We start from the raw sequence: 17,231 nt of genomic DNA, 5'->3' as shown, positions 1-17,231 counted from the left end.
AGGTGGTCAAGGCCGCCAAGAAGCTGGTGGACCTGATCGGCGCGGACTTCATCGTATCCGTTGGCCGCGGCATCAGCAAGGACGTTGAGGGCGGCATCAAGCTGGCCGAGGAGCTGGCGGCTGAGCTTGGCGGCGTCGTAGGCGGCAGCCGTGCCACCATTGACAGCGGCTGGCTGAGTGCCGACCACCAGGTGGGCCAGACCGGCAAGACCGTGCACCCCAAGGTGTACGTGGCTCTGGGCATTTCCGGCGCCATCCAGCACAAGGCCGGTATGCAGGATTCCGAGTGCATCATCGCGGTGAACAAGAACGACACCGCCCCCATCTTCGAGATCGCCGATTACGGCATCTGCGGCGACCTGTTCAAGGTCACCCCCATGCTCACCGAGGCCATCCGCGCCGCCAAGGCCGCGAAGTAAGCCGCATTTACAGAAAAAAACAGGAGCCATCCAGCTGGATGGCTCCTGTTTTTATGGGATTCTGAAGTTTAGATCCGGCAGAAAAGCGCTTTGCAGTCTGAAAAATCTACAGTCAGAGTTCCCTTGTCCAGCAGGTAGGAGAGGTAGGAGCGGATGGTACTACCGACCAGTACATATTGGTTGAAGTCCATAGATAGCTGGTAGTGCCGGAAAATGTTCTGTAAGACCTCCTCAGAGCTGGCGGGCGTCTCGCAGAACCGGAGAATCAGTTCGCAGATCTCCAGGACCTTGGCACGGTTCAGCTGAGCCAGGGGGCGGATGTCCTCCGTGGGCTCCGCGTGGGCGGGGATAAAGAGGCGCCCCCCCAAGGAGCAGACCTTATCCAGGGTTTCCAGGTAGGCAGCTACATCGTAGATGAAATTCACATGGTATTTCTCCACGATGTTAGCCCCGGAGAGACAGTCCGCCAGAAACCAGACGCCGTCCGCGGTCTGGAAGCCGCACATATCGAAGAAGTGGCCGGGGAGGGGGAGCAGGGTGAGGCCCTCCGGTAGATTTTTCGCCGTCAAGGGCTGGCATTCACTGGCTTGAGCCAGCAGAAATTTGTTCCGCAGAGCCTTGCATGGAAAACCGCCGTAGAGAAAGGCGGGCTCCAGAATGGGGTGGGAGGTGATGGCAGCGTCGATCCCCGGAGCGAAGGCGGGAACGCCCAGGCGCTGCTGGAGCAGGGCATTACCGCCGTTGTGGTCTGCATTGGCGTGGGTATTGAGGATGGCGGTCAGACGCCAGCCCTGGGCGTCAAAGATCTTTTGAACTTTCCGTCCCGCGTCCTTGTCATTTCCGCTGTCGATGAGGACAGCGTCGGTGCCGTTCAATTTCCAGATGCCCATCTTGGCGGGGCACTGGATGTAATAGGTGTGCTCTGCGGCTTGAATCAGTTCATACATGGTGGTTCCTTCTTTCTATTTGTTGACCTCTTCACCAGAAGGGAGAGCCTCCTCCCGAAAGCCTGCCTCCAGCAGGACCTGACGGGTATCCGCTGAGCTGAAAAGAAAGGAATAGGATTCCCCGGTCCGCTGATAGGCGGAGATCAATGTATATGCGCCGAAGCGATAAATTGGAGTTTGGCACTGGTCAACATGGGCCCAGGCTCCGGCGGTCATGGCACCCTGCGCTTCCAGGGAGGCGGCCCAGGTATCTGCCTCCGCCTGAGCCTGCGCGTCAATGAAGGCGAGAAAAGCGTCAACGGGGACGCTGTCACCGTTATTCCGCAGCAGTTCGGCGGCGTTTTCCAGCTCCGCCCGGTAGGCGTCGGTCTCCAGACACGCGAGATATCTTGCGGTGGCGCCACTGTATGGAAAGGGAGAGAAAAAGGCGGCAATGGGATCGTCTTCCAGCGACAGGAGCCTCTGCTGGGCCTCGGAGTCTTCCTGCGCGGTTTCCGCCCGGATGGCCTGGCGCTCTGCTGTTTCCGCGCGGGACTTCCACTCTGCCGCCTGCCGCTCCGCCCGCTGCCAGCCCAGAGAGGAGAGGACGCAGACAGTTCCCAGGCAGAGGAACAGCAGTGCTGACAGCCCCTTCCGCATAAGATCAGCCTCCTTTTTTGAAAAAGCATAGCATGGTTTTCTGGCGCCGTCAATAAGTCGGGAGAAAACCATGGTTGACCTGAGCCGGTTTTTGGCCTAAAATGGGGGAGAGATATGAGAGAGCAGAAAAGGAAACTGGTGAACATATGACTGATTTCAACAAACGCTACATCGCCGCCCGGCGGGCGGTCATCGCCCAGGATTTTCGGCGGCTGAACCCCATGCAGCGCCAGGCCGCCATGACTACGGAGGGGCCGCTGCTGCTGCTGGCCGGGGCCGGCAGCGGCAAGACCACCGTTCTGATTCAGCGGGTCTATAACCTCCTGACCTACGGGCAGGGAGGCGACTGCGAGAGAGTGCCGGACTGGGCCTCTGAGGAGGACCTGTCTTTTCTGGAGCACTTTCCGGAGCACCCGGAGGCGCTGGATATAGACAAGGCCCGCCGCCTCTGCGCCGTAGATGTGCCCCGTCCCTGGGAGATCATCGCTATCACCTTTACCAACAAGGCGGCGGGAGAGCTGAAAGACCGCCTTGCGGCCCGTTTGGGACCCATGGCGAACGACGTCTGGGCCTCCACATTTCACTCAGCCTGCGTCCGCATCCTGCGGCGGGACGCCGACCGGATCGGCTTTGACAAGAACTTTACCATTTATGACACCGACGATTCCAAGCGGGTCCTCAAGGATATTCTGAAGGAGCTGAATCTGGATGAGAAGGCATTTCCGCCCAAAAGTGTTCTGAGCATCATCAGCAGCGCAAAGGATCAGTACGAGAGCCCGGAGGACTTCTCCGCCAGGCACAACAGCGAGGCAGATTGGAAGCTGAGCCGGGTGGCCAAGGTCTATGCCGCCTATGCCAAGCGGCTCCGCTCTGCCAACGCCATGGATTTTGACGACATCATCTACCACACCGTCACGCTGCTGCGGCAGGAGCCGGAGGTGCTGGCGTATTACCAGAATAAATTCCGCTATGTGCTGGTGGACGAATATCAGGACACAAACCACCTCCAGTACCTTTTGACCAGTCTTTTGGCGGGGGGACGAAAGAACCTCTGCGTAGTGGGCGACGACGATCAGTCCATCTACCGCTTCCGGGGGGCCAACATCGAGAATATCCTCAGCTTTGAAAAGCAGTACAAAGATGCCCGGGTAATCCGCCTGGAGCAGAACTACCGCTCTACCCAGAACATCCTGGACGCTGCCAACGCGGTCATCAAGAACAACGTGGGCCGCAAGGGCAAGACACTGTGGACGGACAACGGCAGCGGCGACACCGTCACCGTCAAGACCACCTTCAGCGAGAGTGATGAGGCAAACTTTGTGGTGGGAGACATCATGATGGCAGTGAACCGGGGACGGAAGTTCCGGGACGCCGCCGTGCTGTACCGTATGAATGCCCAGTCCAATGCCCTGGAATACGCCATGCGCCGCAACGGCGTACCCTATAAGGTAGTCGGCGGCATGAAGTTTTTTGACCGGGCGGAGGTCAAGGACATGTTGGCCTATCTGTGCGTACTGAACAATCCCCTGGATGACCTGCGGCTGCGGCGGATCATCAATAGTCCCGCCCGGGGCATCGGGGCGGCCACCATGGATAAGGTGGCGGATCTGGCGGCGGCCCAGGGGGCAGCGCTGTACGAGATTATCCGCAACGCGGACCTGTTTCCGGAGCTGAAAGCCGCCAAGGCCAAGCTTTTGAAATTTGCCGACCTCATCGACAGCCTCCGCCGTCAGGGGGCAGAGCTGGACCTGCCGGAGTTCTACGACGCCGTATGCAGCCAGAGCGGCTACGTCACGGCCCTGGAAGAGAAAAACGACCTGGAGAGCCGGGGCCGCATCGAGAACGTGGAGGAGCTGAAATCCAGCATCCTGGGCTTTTTGGAGCAGGATCCGGAGGACGCCACCCTCTCCGGCTTTTTGAATGAGATCGCTTTGTATACCGATCTGGACTCTCTGGAGGGGGGGGACGACTGCGTCACTATGATGACCATCCACTCCGCCAAGGGATTGGAGTTTCCCCTGGTCTATGTGGTGGGTATGGAAGAGGGGATTTTTCCAGGCAGCTCCGCCCAGTACAATGAAGAGGAGATCGAGGAGGAGCGCCGTCTGTGCTATGTGGCCATGACCCGGGCCAAGGAGAAGCTGACGCTGACCAATGCCCGCCAGCGGATGCTGTACGGCCGCACCAGCAGCAACCGATCTTCCCGGTTTTTGGATGAGATTCCAGAGGACAACATGCGCTGGGAGGGCAAGCAGGAGCCCCGTTTTGGCGGCGGAGAGAACGGATATGGCGGCGGCTGGGACAGCGGCACGTCTTCCTATGGAGGAGCAGTCTCTTACGGAGGCTACGGCAGCGGAACGGCCGGCGGCGCGGTCCGCGCTTACCGGGAGACGGTGTCCAGAGCCGCATCCCAGCGCCCGGCGGCCAAGGGCGGTGGAGCCTCGCCCATGCTGGAGCTGCAGACTGGGGACGGGGTGGAGCACACCGCCTTCGGGCAGGGAACAGTGCTGGATGTTCAGTACATGTCCGGCGATGCTATGGTCACCGTCCAATTCCAGGGGACGGAGAAGCCCAAGCGGCTGATGCTGAAATTTGCCGGAAGCCATATGAAGAAGCTGTAAACGCAGAGAGCGCACCCCGGAGGGGTGCGCTCTCTTTGTCAGAAAACAATTTCTATTCCCAGAATCCGGGCCACCAGGGCTGCCTGGCTGGTGTGGATTTTGGCGCCTTTCAGTTCGGCGCAGGTCTCTGACAGGGAGATCCGGTCCAGCGTGCAGGAGGAGAGGTCTGTCCCTTTCATGGGTGTACGGAACAGCTCTGCGCCGGTGAAGTCCACCGTTTGAAAAGTGGTTTTGGATATTTTGCACTCCGCCAGAGCGGACTCTGTGAAACTGCACTCCGATAAAGCGCAGCGTTCCCAGACGCTGCCAATGAAGTTGGCGTAGCGGAGCATGCACTCCCGAAGGGTGCAGTCCTTGAACCGGCCGCGGCGAAAGTCGCCGCCGTCGCCCTTGCAGATGGTGAGACGGCAGGACTTCCAGTAGCTGACAGGGAAGCGGCACCCTGTGAACTGACAGCCGGTAAAACCGCAGTCATAAAATGCCGCGCCGCTGAAGTCGCAGCCGGTAAACCGGCAGGCGTGAAAGGAGAGCTGCTTACAACTCAGCTCCGAGAAATCCAGCCCCTCCGCAACGATACGGTCAAAGGTCAGAGATTCTATCAGCTCGCTGCCCTCCCGGGCCTCCTTAAGAGCCTGTTCCAGAGATGCCAAAGCGCTCATCTTCGTTTTCGCTCCGGCAGAAGGAGTTCCTCGAAGCTCTTGATATACACATCACAGAAGCCCCGCATCTCCTTTTCGTCGTGGCTGAAAAAGCTGTCGTATACGCCTATTGCCCGCATCTTCGCGGCCCGGGCACCCCGGCAGGCGGCCAGACTGTCGTCAAAGACAGTGCAGTCCTCCGGGCGGACGCCGTGGACCTTTGCCGACGCCAGCCAGACGTCCGGCAGCTTTTTGTCCATTCCCAGCTCCTGGGCGAAATTGATCCGCTCAAAATATTTTTCCAGATCCAGTTTCTCCAGAGCCATGTGGCAGTGCTCCGGCACGCTGGAGGTCACCACCGCCATCCGCCGTCCCTCTGATTTGCACTGTTTCAGATAGGCCCGGACGCCGGGCTTCACGGTCACGTGGGCGTAGGCATCCTTGGCCAGAACCATCCACTCCGCCATGATCTCCTCACAGGACTCCGGCAGACGGCAGAATTCCTTGGTGAACTTTGCCGCCAGAGGGAAGATGGTGTGGGCCACGCCCTCATAGTAGGCGCGGGTATAGGGCAGACCCCGCCGGGCCAGAAACTCCCGGTCTACGTCCTTCCAGACGCGGTTGGAGTCGATGAGGGTGCCGTCCATATCGAAAAGAAACATATCGGAGTCTCCTTTGTGTCAGGTGTCTTTGCCCCAGTGAGCCGGGGCGGGGGTTTCGTCCGGCCTCAGAGGAATGGTGATGTCCGGCCGGCCAGGGCCGTAGATGGTTCGATGGGCTTCCGCCAAAACGTCCGGTCCGCCTGGATTTCCCAGAGTCAGGACCTGACACCGGATGCCGCAGGCGCCCATCTCATAGACCCTCTGCAGGCCGCTTCGCTCATAAAAGCCGATGCGCCGGTTCCGCAGGGCGTTTTCGGCCTCGTCGCCTCCGGGGATGGGGCTCTCGGCCTCAACGATCAGGCAGGATTTTCCGCGGAATTTCTCTTCCAGAAGGGACAACATGTGTCCGCCCAGTCCCTCATTACGCCGGGCGGCAGTGACCCCCAGATAATCAAGCAGGATGTAGCCCGGACAGTCCGGGTGGGTCTGCAGGGAGGCATAACCCAGCAGAGAGGGTCCGTTGTAAAGGCCCATCAGGGTATACCGGCCGCCGGCAATCAGTTCCAGGATGAAGTGCAGGGGCTTCTGCTCGTTGGGGGGAAAGGTTTGAATAAACTCCTGACTGTACCAGCCGCGAATCTCCTGTTCGTTCATCGCGCTGAACTCCATGGTGCGTTCCTTCCCGGCGGGGGAGCGTCCGGAGAGGAGGGACTTGCCATTTTCCCGCCTTCATGATAATATACTGGACAGTATATCACAGGAAGGAAGATTGGACAAGACATGAGAACAAATTGGATTCGTCAGAATGTGCTGCCGGTGCTGGCGGCGCTGATCTGGGGCACTGCCTTTGTGTTTCAGAGCGTGGGGGCGGACTACGTGGGTCCCTTTACCTTCAACGCTGCCCGGTCGGCGGTGGCGTTTCTCTTTCTGCTGGTGATGTGCGCAGCGCTGCGCCTCATGCGGCGTAAGTCCGGCGCCGGCGAGAATGAGAAGTCCACGCCTGCCTACCGCCGGAATCTGCTGCTGGGCGGTGTGTGCTGCGGCGTGGCGCTGACCGTAGCCGCCAACCTCCAGCAAAAGGGCATCGAGAGCACCAGCCCCGGCAAGGCGGGCTTTATCACGGCGCTGTACATCGTTATTGTGCCCATTATGGGTCTGTTCCTCAAAAAGAAAGCCCCCAGAAGTATCTGGCTTGGCATCGTGTTGGCGGTGGCGGGGCTGTACTGCCTGTGCATTACGGAGGAGTTCACCATCGCCGCCGGCGATTTTTACATCCTGCTGTGTGCCTTCTGTTTTGCGGGTCACATTCTGGTCATCGACCACTTTACTCAGAAGGTGGACGGGGTGGAGATGTCCTGCATCCAGTTCCTGGTGGCGGCGGTGCTCTCTGCCGTGGGAATGCTGGTGTCGGAAGCTCCCACCTGGGAGGCCATCCGCGTCTGCGCGTGGCCCATTCTGTACGTAGGCGTATTCTCCAGCGGTGTGGCCTATACCCTGCAGATCGTGGCACAGAAGGACTCCAACCCCACGGTGGTGTCGCTGCTGCTGAGCCTGGAGTCTGTATTTGCCACCATTGCCGGGGCCATTGCCTTCGGCAATCAGATGAGTGGGAAAGAATACCTGGGCTGTGTGCTGATGCTGGCGGCCGTGGTGCTGGCCCAGCTGCCGGAGAAGAAGCGGTTAGAGGACCAGCCAGAACGGTGAGGGCTGTCAAGAGCCGGTATAAAAGCAGGTATACACGCTTTGTATGGAAGCACACACTTTTTGATTTTATACATATCGGGTCTGATGCTATACTGCCTCACTGTGATTGATCCTGCGGTCGAAGCCATTCTCCATGGAAGCAGGACGTATGGAGACCAAATGCTCCTTCTGCTGGTGTTTCCGCTTGTGTTTTTTGCGCTGTGGTCGGTTGCCGCATGGTGGGCGGTGCAGTATTTGCGGGGTGTTTTATCGCTGCTCAGAGGGAATGTACTGGTAAAAACAGGACAGGTGACGCAAAAGCGAAAAAGGATATATGAGGTGACAGCCGTTCTGCCAAAACATATGAAGCGGTCGAGTTGCCAGCATTTGACGCGTCCCGACCGTCTTTACATCCGGGACCGCGATTGTGAGCGGCCCTTTCAAGCGGGGGATATGATTCGGATAGTATATCCTGCTTCCCGTGTGCTCCGCACCGGTCCGCAGGGCATTCCGGCGATCTATGCCTTTTCAGGTGATGACGCTGGAGAATGGCGGGACGAGTCCATGGAAGTGCTTTCCGGAAAAGAACTGCGTAGAAGGTTGGTTGTATTTGGAATATTGGTCGCGCTGATCACAGCTGGACTTTTCTGCCTTTTGGGATTTTTGTGGAGCATCGTCTGGGCGGGCTCTTGGGGACGGGGGCGCCGGCTGGGAATTATCTCATTTTTTAACATTCTGACAAATCGGACAAATTTGCAGGCATGATCAGACCAAGCGGAAAAAAGAGGGGCGCGGCACGCGTCCCTCTTGATTTTTGCGGTCAACCTATGCTATACTTACAAACTGTATGAGTATGTATGCGAGGTGATACCGTGCGCATTGACGTACTGGGCGTTGGCTTTGACAATTTGACGCTGGCTGAGGCGGCGGAGCGGGGAATGGAGCTGCTTCATACAGAAGGAGCCCGCTATGTGGTGACGCCCAACCCGGAGATCGTGGAGGTCTGCCGGGAGGACCCGGCGGCCCGGGAGGCCGTCAACGGCGCGGCGCTGGTGCTGCCGGACGGCATTGGCGTTATCAAGGGCGCGGCCATGCTGGGAACGCCTTTAAAAGAGCGGGTACCCGGGGTTGAATTCGCCGCCCGACTGCTGGAGAGAATGGCGGGGGAGGGGAAGTCCCTCTATCTGCTGGGAGCCAAGCCCGGCGTGGCAGAGCTGGCGGCGGAGCGGCTGAAGGAGCGGTATCCCGGCTTGCGGATTGCAGGCACGCATGACGGGTACTTTCAGGATGACGGTCCCATTGTGGAGGATATCCGGCAAAGCGGCGCGGACGCAGTCTTTGTGTGTCTCGGCGCACCCAAACAGGAGCTCTGGATGGCGAGGAACGGCCCCGCCACCGGCGCACGGCTTCTGTGCGGCCTGGGCGGGAGCTTGGACGTGTTTGCCGGCACTGTGAAGCGGGCCCCGAAATTCTGGCGGGACCACGGCCTGGAGTGGTTTTACCGGCTGTGCAGCGACCCCCGGCGGCTGGGCCGCATGATAAAGCTGCCCATGTTTTTGATCCATGTGAAGCGGGAGGGGCGGAAAAAATAGGCGGCCTGTCCTCTTTTGAGAAGCGGAAAAAGGGGCGCTTCCGCGCCCCATTTCCCTGGCTGTCAGCAGCAGCTGTCGTTGCAGTTGTTGTTGCAGTTACAGCTGCAGTTGCAGCCGCAGCCGTTGTTCCAGTTTCCGCAGCCGCAGCAGCCGTTCCAATTGCCGCAGCCGCAGGAGCTGCCCCAGTTTCCGCAGCCGCAAGAGCTGCCCCAGTTTCCGCAGCCCCAGGAATTGCCGCTGTTGCTGCCGCAGCAGCAGAACAGAACCAGGATGATGATGATCCACAGGCAGGAGTTGTTGTTTCCATTGTTAAAACACATTTCAAACACCTCTCTTAAAGACTTTGGGATATTCTATGCGCCGGGTTTCCAGCCGGAGCCTGGCCATTGAAAAAATAATTTAGCTTGAAAAGTGGACGGGCCCGGCTATGCCGGGCGCCGGGTATGGAGGTTTCAATGGCAGATTACAAGAACGGGGATACCGCCAGTTGGGATGCCGAGCAGGTGCGCCGCAGCCAGGCGGACCGCCCCCAACAGAGCAAAAGTACACACCGAAGGAAGAAACGGCGGCGTATGAATCCGCTGCTGGCAGTCATTCTCTACGTGCTGATCGTGGTATCCGCCTCGGCTACCATGGCCGGTGTGGGCTGGCTGCTGGCGTCGGACCTGTGTGCCTTTAACCGGGGGAGCAAGATGGAGGTGACAGTGGAGATCTCCGCTGAGGACACGCTGGACACTGTAGCGGACAAGCTCCAGGAGATGGAATTGATCCAGTACAAGTGGTTCTTTAAGCTCTTCGCCAAGGTCACCAAGGCAGAGGATAAGATCGGCATCGGTACCTATAAGCTGAATAACGATATGGATTACCATGCTCTGATCTCCGGAATGCGAAGCTCCTCTGGTAGCATGAGCGCGGAGACGGTGGATGTCACCATCCCTGAAGGCTATACGGTTGCCCAGACCATTCGCCTGCTGGCGGAGAGGGGCGTCAATACGGAGGAGAAGCTGTTGGAAGCTGCCAAGACAGCGGACTTCAACTATGAGTTCATTGACAATGAGTCCGAGGATATCAGCCGTCTGGAGGGGTATCTCTTCCCGGACACTTATCAGTTCTATGTAAATCACAACCCCAAGAGCGCCTTGGAGCGGCTCATCAACAACTTTGAGCAGAAGATGATGGGCGAGGACGTCCAGGAAGAGCTGGAATCCTCGGGGCGCAGTATGAAGGAGATTGTCACCATTGCCTCCCTTATCGAGAAGGAGACCGACGGTACAGACCAGGCCATGATCGCATCCGTTATTTACAACCGCCTCAACGGTCCCGGCGATAAACGGGGCACCTATGGGATGCTTCAGATCGACGCTGCGCTCCTCTATGCCCTACCGGACCACGAGGGAGCTATCACCAGCGCCGACCTGGAGACAGACAGCCCCTACAACCTGCGTAAGTATGCCGGCCTGCCGCCTACGCCTATTGCCAACCCCGGTATGGCCTCCATCAACGCGGCGCTGTACCCCACCTCCAGCGATTACTATTACTACGCTTTGGGGACGGACCACAAGCACCACTATTTCACGAACTACAATGACTTCCTTAGCTTCGTCAACAGCAGTCAATATGGCGGATAAGAGGCGGAAACCGGAGCTGCTGGCCCCTGCGGGGGATATGGAGCGGCTGAAGATGGCGGTTCTCTACGGCGCGGACGCCGTGTACCTGGCGGGCACGGATTTCGGTATGCGGGCCTTTGCCGGGAACTTCACACCGGAGGAGCTGCCGCAGGCGGTAGCCTATGCCCACGCCCGCGGCGTCCGGGTCCACTGCACCATTAACACCATGCCCCGAAATGAGGAAATTGCCCGGCTGCCGGAGCATCTGGAGCGGCTGAACGATGCCGGAGTGGACGCCCTGATTGCGGCGGACCTTGGGACCTTCACCCTGGCGGGGCGGTATGCGCCCCGGTGCCGGCGGCATGTCTCCACCCAGGCCAGTGTCTGCAATTATGAGACCGCCCGGGCCTGGCATGACTTGGGGGCCTCCCGGGTCATTCTGGCCCGGGAGCTGGGCCTGGAGGAGATCCGGACTATCCGGGACAGGACTCCGCCGGATCTGGAGCTGGAGGCATTTGTCCACGGGGCCATGTGCGTCAGCTATTCCGGACGGTGCCTGCTCAGCAACTATATGACCGGGCGGGATTCCAGCCGGGGGGCCTGTGCCCAGCCTTGCCGTTACCACTACGCCCTGATGGAGGAAAAGCGGCCCGGCGAGTACTTCCCTATTGAGGAGGACGGTCAGGGCGCGTATATTCTGAATTCCCGGGATATGTGCATGATCGATCATCTGGACGACCTATGTGCTGTTGGGCTGAGCAGTTTGAAAATTGAGGGGCGGGCCAAATCCGCCTATTACGCCGCCATCGTCACCGGAGCCTACCGCCACTGCCTGGATGCGGCGGCGGCAGGGGCCTCCCCGGACCCCGTGTGGAGGGATGAGGTGGAGCACGTCAGCCACCGGCCCTACGCCACCGGCTTTTACTACGGCCCGCCGGGGCAGTACTATGAGGACTCCCGCTATATCCGGGACTGGCAGGTGACCGCTGTGATTGTCGATTGTGACCAGGCGGGGAACGCCGTGCTGTCTCTGCGGAATAAATTCCGCACCGGAGACATTGTGGAGCTGGTGGGCCCGGATCTGCGGCCTTTCTCCATGGAGGTGCCAGAGATGCGGAATGAGGCGGGGGAGACCGTGGAGGAGCCCCGAACGCCCCAGATGCTCCTGCGCATGAAGCTCCCCCGGGCAGTGCCGCCTATGACGCTGGTGCGCCATGGCGTGGACCTCTCAGCGAAATAGAGATTACAGAATACAACATAAGGAGAGACGCTATGAAAGCAGACGTTGTTATCGTCGGAGCGGGTCCCGCCGGGATCTTTACTGCCCTGGAGATGCTCAAAAAGGGCAGCCGTCAGAAGATCGTCATGGTGGAGAAAGGCCGGGCCGTGGAGGACCGCCACTGCCCCAAGGATAAGACCAAGCGCTGCATGAACTGCAAGCCTTACTGCCATATCACCACCGGCTTTTCCGGCGCCGGCGCTTTCTCTGACGGAAAGCTGTCGCTGAGCTACGAGGTGGGCGGCGATCTGCCCAATCTCATCGGTTCGGATCTGGCCCAGGAGACCATCAGCTATGCCGACGCGATCTACCTGGAGTTCGGCGCGGATACCCACATCGAGGGCCTGGAGCATGAGGAGGAGCGCAAGGAGATCCGCAAGCGGGCCATTCACGCGGGGCTCAAGCTGGTGGACTGTCCCATCCGCCACATGGGTACGGAAAAGGCTCAGGCCATCTATCTGGCCATTGAGAAGTACCTCCAGGAAAACGGCGTGGAGATCTACTTCGGATATGAGTGCAAAAACCTCATACTTGAGGAGGAAATCTGCAAGGGTGTTTCTGTCTCCAACGGGCAGAAAGACATGGAGATCTACGCCAGGCACACCGTGGTGGCCACTGGCCGCCGGGGGGCGGACTGGCTGGAGAAGCTGTGCGCCGAGCACAATATCGCCCATGCTCCCGGCACCGTGGACATCGGTGTCCGGGTGGAGGTTCGCAACGAGGTCATGGAGATGGTGAACCGGGTGCTGTATGAGTCCAAGCTGGTGGGCTGGCCCAAGCCCTTTAAGAACAAGGTCCGTACCTTCTGCCAGAACCCCGGCGGCTTTGTCAGTCAGGAGAACTACGACAACAACCTGGCGGTGGTCAACGGGCACTCCTATAAAGACCTTAAGAGCGATAACACAAATCTTTCGATCCTCTGCTCTCACAATTTTTCCATCCCCTTCAATCAGCCTATCGCTTACGCACAAAAGGTGGGAGAGCTGACCAATATGCTGGCCAATGGCCAGATTCTGGTCCAGCGCTTCGGCGACATTCTGGATGGCAAGCGCACTTGGGAAAAGGAACTGGCCCAGTCCAACATTCGGCCTACTCTTCCGGATGCCGTGGCTGGCGACATCACCGCTGCCATGCCCTACCGGGCCATGACCAACATCATCGGCTTCATTCAGGCCATGGACCACGTGGTGCCGGGCTTTGCCGCCTATGAGACGCTGCTCTACTCCCCGGAGCTGAAATTCTATTCCAACCGGGTGAAGATGGATACGGATTTCAACACCAGCCTTCAGGGCCTCCACTGCCTGGGGGACAGCTCCGGCTGGACCCGGGGACTGATGATGGCCTCGGTCATGGGCGTGCTGATGGGAAGAAAGATTTCTGAGGAGGGTTAAACAAAACGGGAACGGCCGTAGAGCCGTTCCCGTTTATTTAGAGCAATTTCCCAAAATACTGAGAAAAGTTCAGCGGTCTGGGAAACGTATAGCTGCGTTGTCGTCCTTGGCGGGCGTCAGCCCGCCGGCGTCCTCCGCCTTGCTCTGCATTCCCCGTCCCCGCTTCCTTTTTTCCCATTATTTCTGGGAACTGCTCTAATTTTGAGGGCGTCCGTCATCTGCTGGTTGGCAGAGCTGAGAAATCAACGCGGATTTCACCGATGACCGATCCGTCCGCAGGCGCTTCCTCGAAATTTTCAAATTCATAAATCGAAGAGCTGATTTCACCGACAGTGACGGCCGTCACATTCAGGGTTTCCGTGACGGTATGTCCGCCGCCGCACTCCAATGTCACATCCAGATGAATCATAGCTGCCTCTGGAAAGTCCAGCGGGAAGAGGGCGAAGGGGCGGTCACGTACCGCCTGTACCGCCAGCTGTTTCCGGTAGTCATAGGTCTCTGTTCCAGTGGGCGTTGCGTACAGCGCCGCGCCGTAGACATTGGACTCCGCGTCCTGTTGGAAGCTCACCAGCAGATAGACCCGCTGGCCCACGGTGAAGCTCTTCCAGCCGTCCCCCAGGTCCGGCTCCAGGGGAGTGCCCGCCTCATCGAAGAACCAGACGCCGGTGATGGCGGGCTCCGTGGGCGCAGGTGGTTGCTCCGGTTCGGACATGGTAAGATATAAAAGGATGGACAAAAGCGCCGCCAGTATCAGCCCGCCCAGAGCGGTGACAGTGATTTTCCAAAAATTCGGCGGCGGCTTGGCGGCGGTCTGAGAAATGGGTTCCTCCTCCCTGGGAAAAGTGACTTCCAGAACCTCCTCCAGAATTTTCAGGTTCTCCGGCGTAGGCGCCGACGCTCCCAGCTCCCATTTGGAGACGGCCTGGCGGCTGACCTCGCACTTCTCTGCCAGGTCCTCCTGGGTCAGGCCACGGGCCTCCCGGACCTGCTTGATGGTTTCGGCAATACTCATAAGCCGTACCTCCTTGTGATGACATTAGAAACGCGTCTCATGTAAGTCAGTGTAGCAGATTGCGCCGGTTGCGTCCACCAACAGCGCCCCGCAACCGCGGTTGCGGGGTGTTTTTTTGCCAAAACTGCCAGATTTTGCCCCGCTGTTTCGTTTTATTATCGAAAGGCGCCGATCAAAAGGAGATGATACTACAGAACAGATTTTATATTCCCGTCAGGAGACCGAGGCCATAGTGGCCCGCTGGGCGGACACGGTGCTGCGCATTGGCTACACCTGGACAGGCAGTATGCAGGACGCCCAGGACATCAGTCAGACTGTGCTACTGAAACTGTTGACCAGTCCCCGCCGCTTTGATGGGGAGGAGCAGGAGCGGGCCTGGGTGCTCCGCGTGGCGGTGAACTGCTGCAAGGACCTGAAAAAGTCCGCCTGGGTCCGCCGCAGGATGCCTCTGGAGAGCGTAGCGGAGGCGGCGGTAGAGATGCCGGAAGTGGAGGACAGCCCGGTGCTGCGGGCGGTGCAGGCATTGCCGGAGAAATACCGTCAGGCGGTGTACCTGCGGTATTACGAGGAGTACGAGGTGGAGGAGATCGCAGACCTGATGGGCTGCAGGGCCCCGCAGGTGAGCACCTACCTCTACCGGGGAAAGCAGAAGCTGAAAATCATGCTGGGAGGTACGTATGGACAACAGTGTTTATCGGAGTGAGCTGGACCGGGTACGCTATACGGCAGAGGGCCGGGCGGCGCTGACGGACCGGTTGATGCGGGTGCAGAGTGCTGAGAGAGGACGCCGGAGCGCCGGGTGGCCCCGAAAGATGATGGCGGCGGCCATTGCCGCAGTGGTGCTGGTGGGCACGGCGGCCGCGGCAGCGGGGCCCCTGTGGGAGCGGTACTTCGGCCATTTGGACGAGAACCAGCAGAAGATTGTGGAGACCCTCAGCCAGGATCTGGCGGCGGCAGAGTCCAACGGGACCACCATGACGCCGCTGGCGGCTTTCGGAGACCAGGACTTTTATTATTTGATGTTGGAAATCAAAGCTCCGGAGGGAACTGTGCTGCGGGATTACGGCGAAGACGAGGGGTATTACCAGCTCTTCGGCGATACGCTAGAGGAGAGCGTGACGCTGACAGGAGCGGATGGGAAAAACCTGCTCTGTACGCTGGATTACGAGTGGATTAACGATGACCCTACGGACAATATTCTCACCGCGGTCATCCGCCTGTGGTCCATGGAGGAGGCAGATCTCTGCGACGGAACGGACAAGGTCCTCCGCATTCCCGGCCTCTGGGTACAGGCGCCGGACAAGGAGTACACCCCCATTCTCACCGGGAGCTGGGAGTTCAACATCGGCGCCCACTCCGGCGGCGTGGAGAGCAGGACACCAAATGTTGCCGGCGTGACGGTGGAGAGCGAGGACTGCGGGACCATGACCCTGGAGTATCTGCGGATTTCTCCCCTCGGAATGCGCGTCCGGCACAGCTGGTCCGAACCCAAAGAGGGCGTCTGGCCCGGTGCGGTGCTGTCCGTGGTGATGAAGGACGGCAGCGAGGTCTCGCTGGTAAATACCGTGGGCAGCGGAGGGGAGGACTGGAGCGAGGAATACGGTCCCTTTGAGGCCCCAATCAACATGGACCAGGTGGCGGCTGTCCGCTGGGGCGACGCTATGATGCCGCTGGAGGCGGATTGAGTTCAGGAGCGGGGGCCGAAAGGCCTCCGCTTTTCCTGTCTGCAAAATGCGGTATTCCTTGCGCCCCAATACCGCAACCTGTGGTTGACAAACTTCCAATCGTCGCGTTCTTGCCTTTTTCCGCCTGTTGGCGTACCATAGACCCATCAAACAGGAAGGCGGAATGACCAATGAACTTTTCAGAGAAGCTGGCAGCCCTGCGCCGGAGAGAGGGACTCTCCCAGGAACAGCTGGCGGACCGGCTGGGCGTGACCCGGCAGTCGGTGAGCAAGTGGGAGAGCGGCGCGGCAGCGCCTGAGCTCCCCAAGCTGGTGGCGCTTTCAGAGCTGTTCCATGTCAGCGTGGACTATCTTGTGAAAGACTATATCGAAAAGCCGGACCGCCCTGCGGAGCAGCAGGCCTCCACGGCGAAGCTGGAGGCGCAGGTGGAGGAGATCTCCCGCTTTTTCCAGGTTTGGTCCTGGGACAGCAAAACGAGAATCCGGGGTCTGCCTCTGGTGTCTATCCGGTTCAGCGGCAATCATATGCGGCTCAGGGACACGGCCAGGGGAATCATTGCCATAGGCAATATTGCCGTGGGGGTGCTGGCCCTGGGAATTGTGAGCGCGGGCGTTGTCAGTATCGGGGTCATCAGCGCAGGGCTCCTTGCGCTGGGATGTCTGGCCTTTGGACTGGCGGCTCTGGGGCCGGTGGCCGTCGGGCTGCTGGCCTTTGGTCCGGTGGCCCTTGGCCTGTGGTACGCCAGCGGTGTCACGGCCATAGCCGGGAAGATCGCCGTGGGCACGGTCGCCGTCGGGAATACCGCCGTTGGGTATGACGCCGTGGGGAATCACGTTCTCCTCTGGGGAGACGGCCTGACCCGGGCGCAGGTGGAAGCGTTTCTGCTGGAGCGCCATCCGGATCTGTGGCGGCCCCTGCTGCGGCTGCTGGCGGCGCTTGGGGCCAATATTAAATAAATGACGAAAGCTGGGCCGGCAAAATTGGTCCCGCTGTACCCATTGTCAATGAACTCCAGGACCTCCGCGTTGTTAACGCCCTCCATAGCGTCAACATATTGGTGAAGGGTTTTCGTCTGGTTCTCAATGCTGAAGCTGCCCACCTTGCTGTCCTCGGTGG

At 59.4% G+C, this 17,231-nt stretch carries 18 protein-coding genes; 11 read left to right on the top strand and 7 right to left on the bottom strand.

The annotated features are described in order from the left end of the window. On the top strand, positions 1 to 419 hold a 419-nt coding region (locus QZ326_RS05495), incomplete at its 5' end, for an electron transfer flavoprotein subunit alpha/FixB family protein (RefSeq protein ID WP_295742312.1). A gap of 68 nt (positions 420 to 487) precedes the next feature. Here the strand turns inward: QZ326_RS05495 and QZ326_RS05490 are convergent. Next, the gene (locus QZ326_RS05490) at positions 488 to 1,366 is read right to left on the bottom strand and encodes an MBL fold metallo-hydrolase (RefSeq protein ID WP_295742310.1); all 879 of its coding nucleotides are present in this window, start codon (positions 1,364 to 1,366) and stop codon (positions 488 to 490) included. 15 nt (positions 1,367 to 1,381) lie between these two features. Then, a complete protein-coding gene (locus tag QZ326_RS05485) occupies positions 1,382 to 2,005 on the bottom strand; it encodes a hypothetical protein (protein ID WP_295742307.1) in 624 nt (207 codons plus the stop codon). A 146-nt stretch (positions 2,006 to 2,151) separates the two neighbouring features. Here QZ326_RS05485 and QZ326_RS05480 point away from each other — a divergent pair, with 146 nt between their 5' ends. Continuing rightward, entirely contained in the window at positions 2,152 to 4,626 is a 2,475-nt protein-coding gene (locus QZ326_RS05480; protein WP_295742305.1) for an ATP-dependent helicase, read from the top strand. Between the two features lie 38 nt (positions 4,627 to 4,664). Here the strand turns inward: QZ326_RS05480 and QZ326_RS05475 are convergent, their stop codons facing one another. From QZ326_RS05475 to QZ326_RS05465, 3 genes are read right to left on the bottom strand one after another with little or no spacing between them, the layout of a single operon-like run. Beyond that, positions 4,665 to 5,285: a pentapeptide repeat-containing protein gene (locus QZ326_RS05475; protein ID WP_295742302.1), complete on the bottom strand. Its 621-nt coding sequence runs from the start codon at positions 5,283 to 5,285 to the stop codon at positions 4,665 to 4,667. Beyond that, on the bottom strand, positions 5,282 to 5,926 hold the full coding sequence (locus tag QZ326_RS05470) for an HAD family phosphatase (protein WP_295742299.1): 645 nt from the start codon (positions 5,924 to 5,926) through the stop codon (positions 5,282 to 5,284). Before QZ326_RS05470 ends, QZ326_RS05475 begins: the two co-directional genes overlap by 4 nt. A gap of 18 nt (positions 5,927 to 5,944) precedes the next feature. Further along, complete coding sequence (locus QZ326_RS05465; RefSeq protein WP_295742297.1) at positions 5,945 to 6,535, bottom strand: GNAT family N-acetyltransferase; 591 nt, start codon at positions 6,533 to 6,535, stop codon at positions 5,945 to 5,947. Positions 6,536 to 6,646: 111 nt separating this feature from the next. Between QZ326_RS05465 and QZ326_RS05460 the strand changes: the two genes are divergently transcribed. The 3 genes from QZ326_RS05460 to QZ326_RS05450 all read left to right on the top strand — a co-directional run bounded on the left by QZ326_RS05460 (position 6,647) and on the right by QZ326_RS05450 (position 9,141). Further along, on the top strand, positions 6,647 to 7,570 hold the full coding sequence (locus tag QZ326_RS05460) for a DMT family transporter (RefSeq protein WP_295742294.1): 924 nt from the start codon (positions 6,647 to 6,649) through the stop codon (positions 7,568 to 7,570). Between the two features lie 159 nt (positions 7,571 to 7,729). Further along, entirely contained in the window at positions 7,730 to 8,314 is a 585-nt protein-coding gene (locus QZ326_RS05455) for a hypothetical protein (RefSeq protein WP_295742292.1), read from the top strand. 92 nt (positions 8,315 to 8,406) lie between these two features. After that, positions 8,407 to 9,141: a WecB/TagA/CpsF family glycosyltransferase gene (locus QZ326_RS05450; protein ID WP_295742290.1), complete on the top strand. Its 735-nt coding sequence runs from the start codon at positions 8,407 to 8,409 to the stop codon at positions 9,139 to 9,141. A 62-nt stretch (positions 9,142 to 9,203) separates the two neighbouring features. Here the strand turns inward: QZ326_RS05450 and QZ326_RS05445 are convergent, their stop codons facing one another. Further along, entirely contained in the window at positions 9,204 to 9,461 is a 258-nt protein-coding gene (locus QZ326_RS05445; RefSeq protein ID WP_295742288.1) for a hypothetical protein, read from the bottom strand. A 135-nt stretch (positions 9,462 to 9,596) separates the two neighbouring features. On the opposite strand from QZ326_RS05445, the gene mltG reads away from it, so the two are divergent. Genes mltG through QZ326_RS05430 form a run of 3 tightly spaced genes read left to right on the top strand, consistent with a single transcriptional unit; the run spans position 9,597 to position 13,418 of the window. Beyond that, positions 9,597 to 10,769 (top strand): endolytic transglycosylase MltG, encoded by a 1,173-nt coding sequence (gene mltG / locus QZ326_RS05440; protein ID WP_295742285.1) that lies wholly within the window; start codon positions 9,597 to 9,599, stop codon positions 10,767 to 10,769. Continuing rightward, entirely contained in the window at positions 10,759 to 11,988 is a 1,230-nt protein-coding gene (locus tag QZ326_RS05435) for a U32 family peptidase (protein WP_295742283.1), read from the top strand. Before mltG ends, QZ326_RS05435 begins: the two co-directional genes overlap by 11 nt. A 32-nt stretch (positions 11,989 to 12,020) precedes the next feature. Next, positions 12,021 to 13,418: an NAD(P)/FAD-dependent oxidoreductase gene (locus QZ326_RS05430; RefSeq protein WP_295742280.1), complete on the top strand. Its 1,398-nt coding sequence runs from the start codon at positions 12,021 to 12,023 to the stop codon at positions 13,416 to 13,418. 214 nt (positions 13,419 to 13,632) lie between these two features. Here the strand turns inward: QZ326_RS05430 and QZ326_RS05425 are convergent, their stop codons facing one another. After that, positions 13,633 to 14,430 carry a helix-turn-helix domain-containing protein gene (locus tag QZ326_RS05425; protein ID WP_295742277.1) on the bottom strand — a complete coding sequence of 266 codons (798 nt, stop codon included), beginning with the start codon at positions 14,428 to 14,430 and terminating at the stop codon, positions 13,633 to 13,635. Between the two features lie 232 nt (positions 14,431 to 14,662). Between QZ326_RS05425 and QZ326_RS05420 the strand changes: the two genes are divergently transcribed. The 3 genes from QZ326_RS05420 to QZ326_RS05410 all read left to right on the top strand — a co-directional run bounded on the left by QZ326_RS05420 (position 14,663) and on the right by QZ326_RS05410 (position 17,071). Next, entirely contained in the window at positions 14,663 to 15,133 is a 471-nt protein-coding gene (locus tag QZ326_RS05420; protein WP_295742274.1) for an RNA polymerase sigma factor, read from the top strand. Beyond that, on the top strand, positions 15,108 to 16,115 hold the full coding sequence (locus QZ326_RS05415; protein WP_295742271.1) for a hypothetical protein: 1,008 nt from the start codon (positions 15,108 to 15,110) through the stop codon (positions 16,113 to 16,115). Before QZ326_RS05420 ends, QZ326_RS05415 begins: the two co-directional genes overlap by 26 nt. Positions 16,116 to 16,285: 170 nt before the next feature. Beyond that, a complete protein-coding gene (locus QZ326_RS05410; protein ID WP_295742268.1) occupies positions 16,286 to 17,071 on the top strand; it encodes a helix-turn-helix domain-containing protein in 786 nt (261 codons plus the stop codon). Positions 17,072 to 17,231 lie beyond the last annotated feature (160 nt).

The organism is uncultured Oscillibacter sp. (assembly GCF_910587525.1).
Taxonomy (GTDB): domain Bacteria; phylum Bacillota; class Clostridia; order Oscillospirales; family Oscillospiraceae; genus Oscillibacter.
This window is presented reverse-complemented; position numbering and strand designations above follow the sequence as displayed.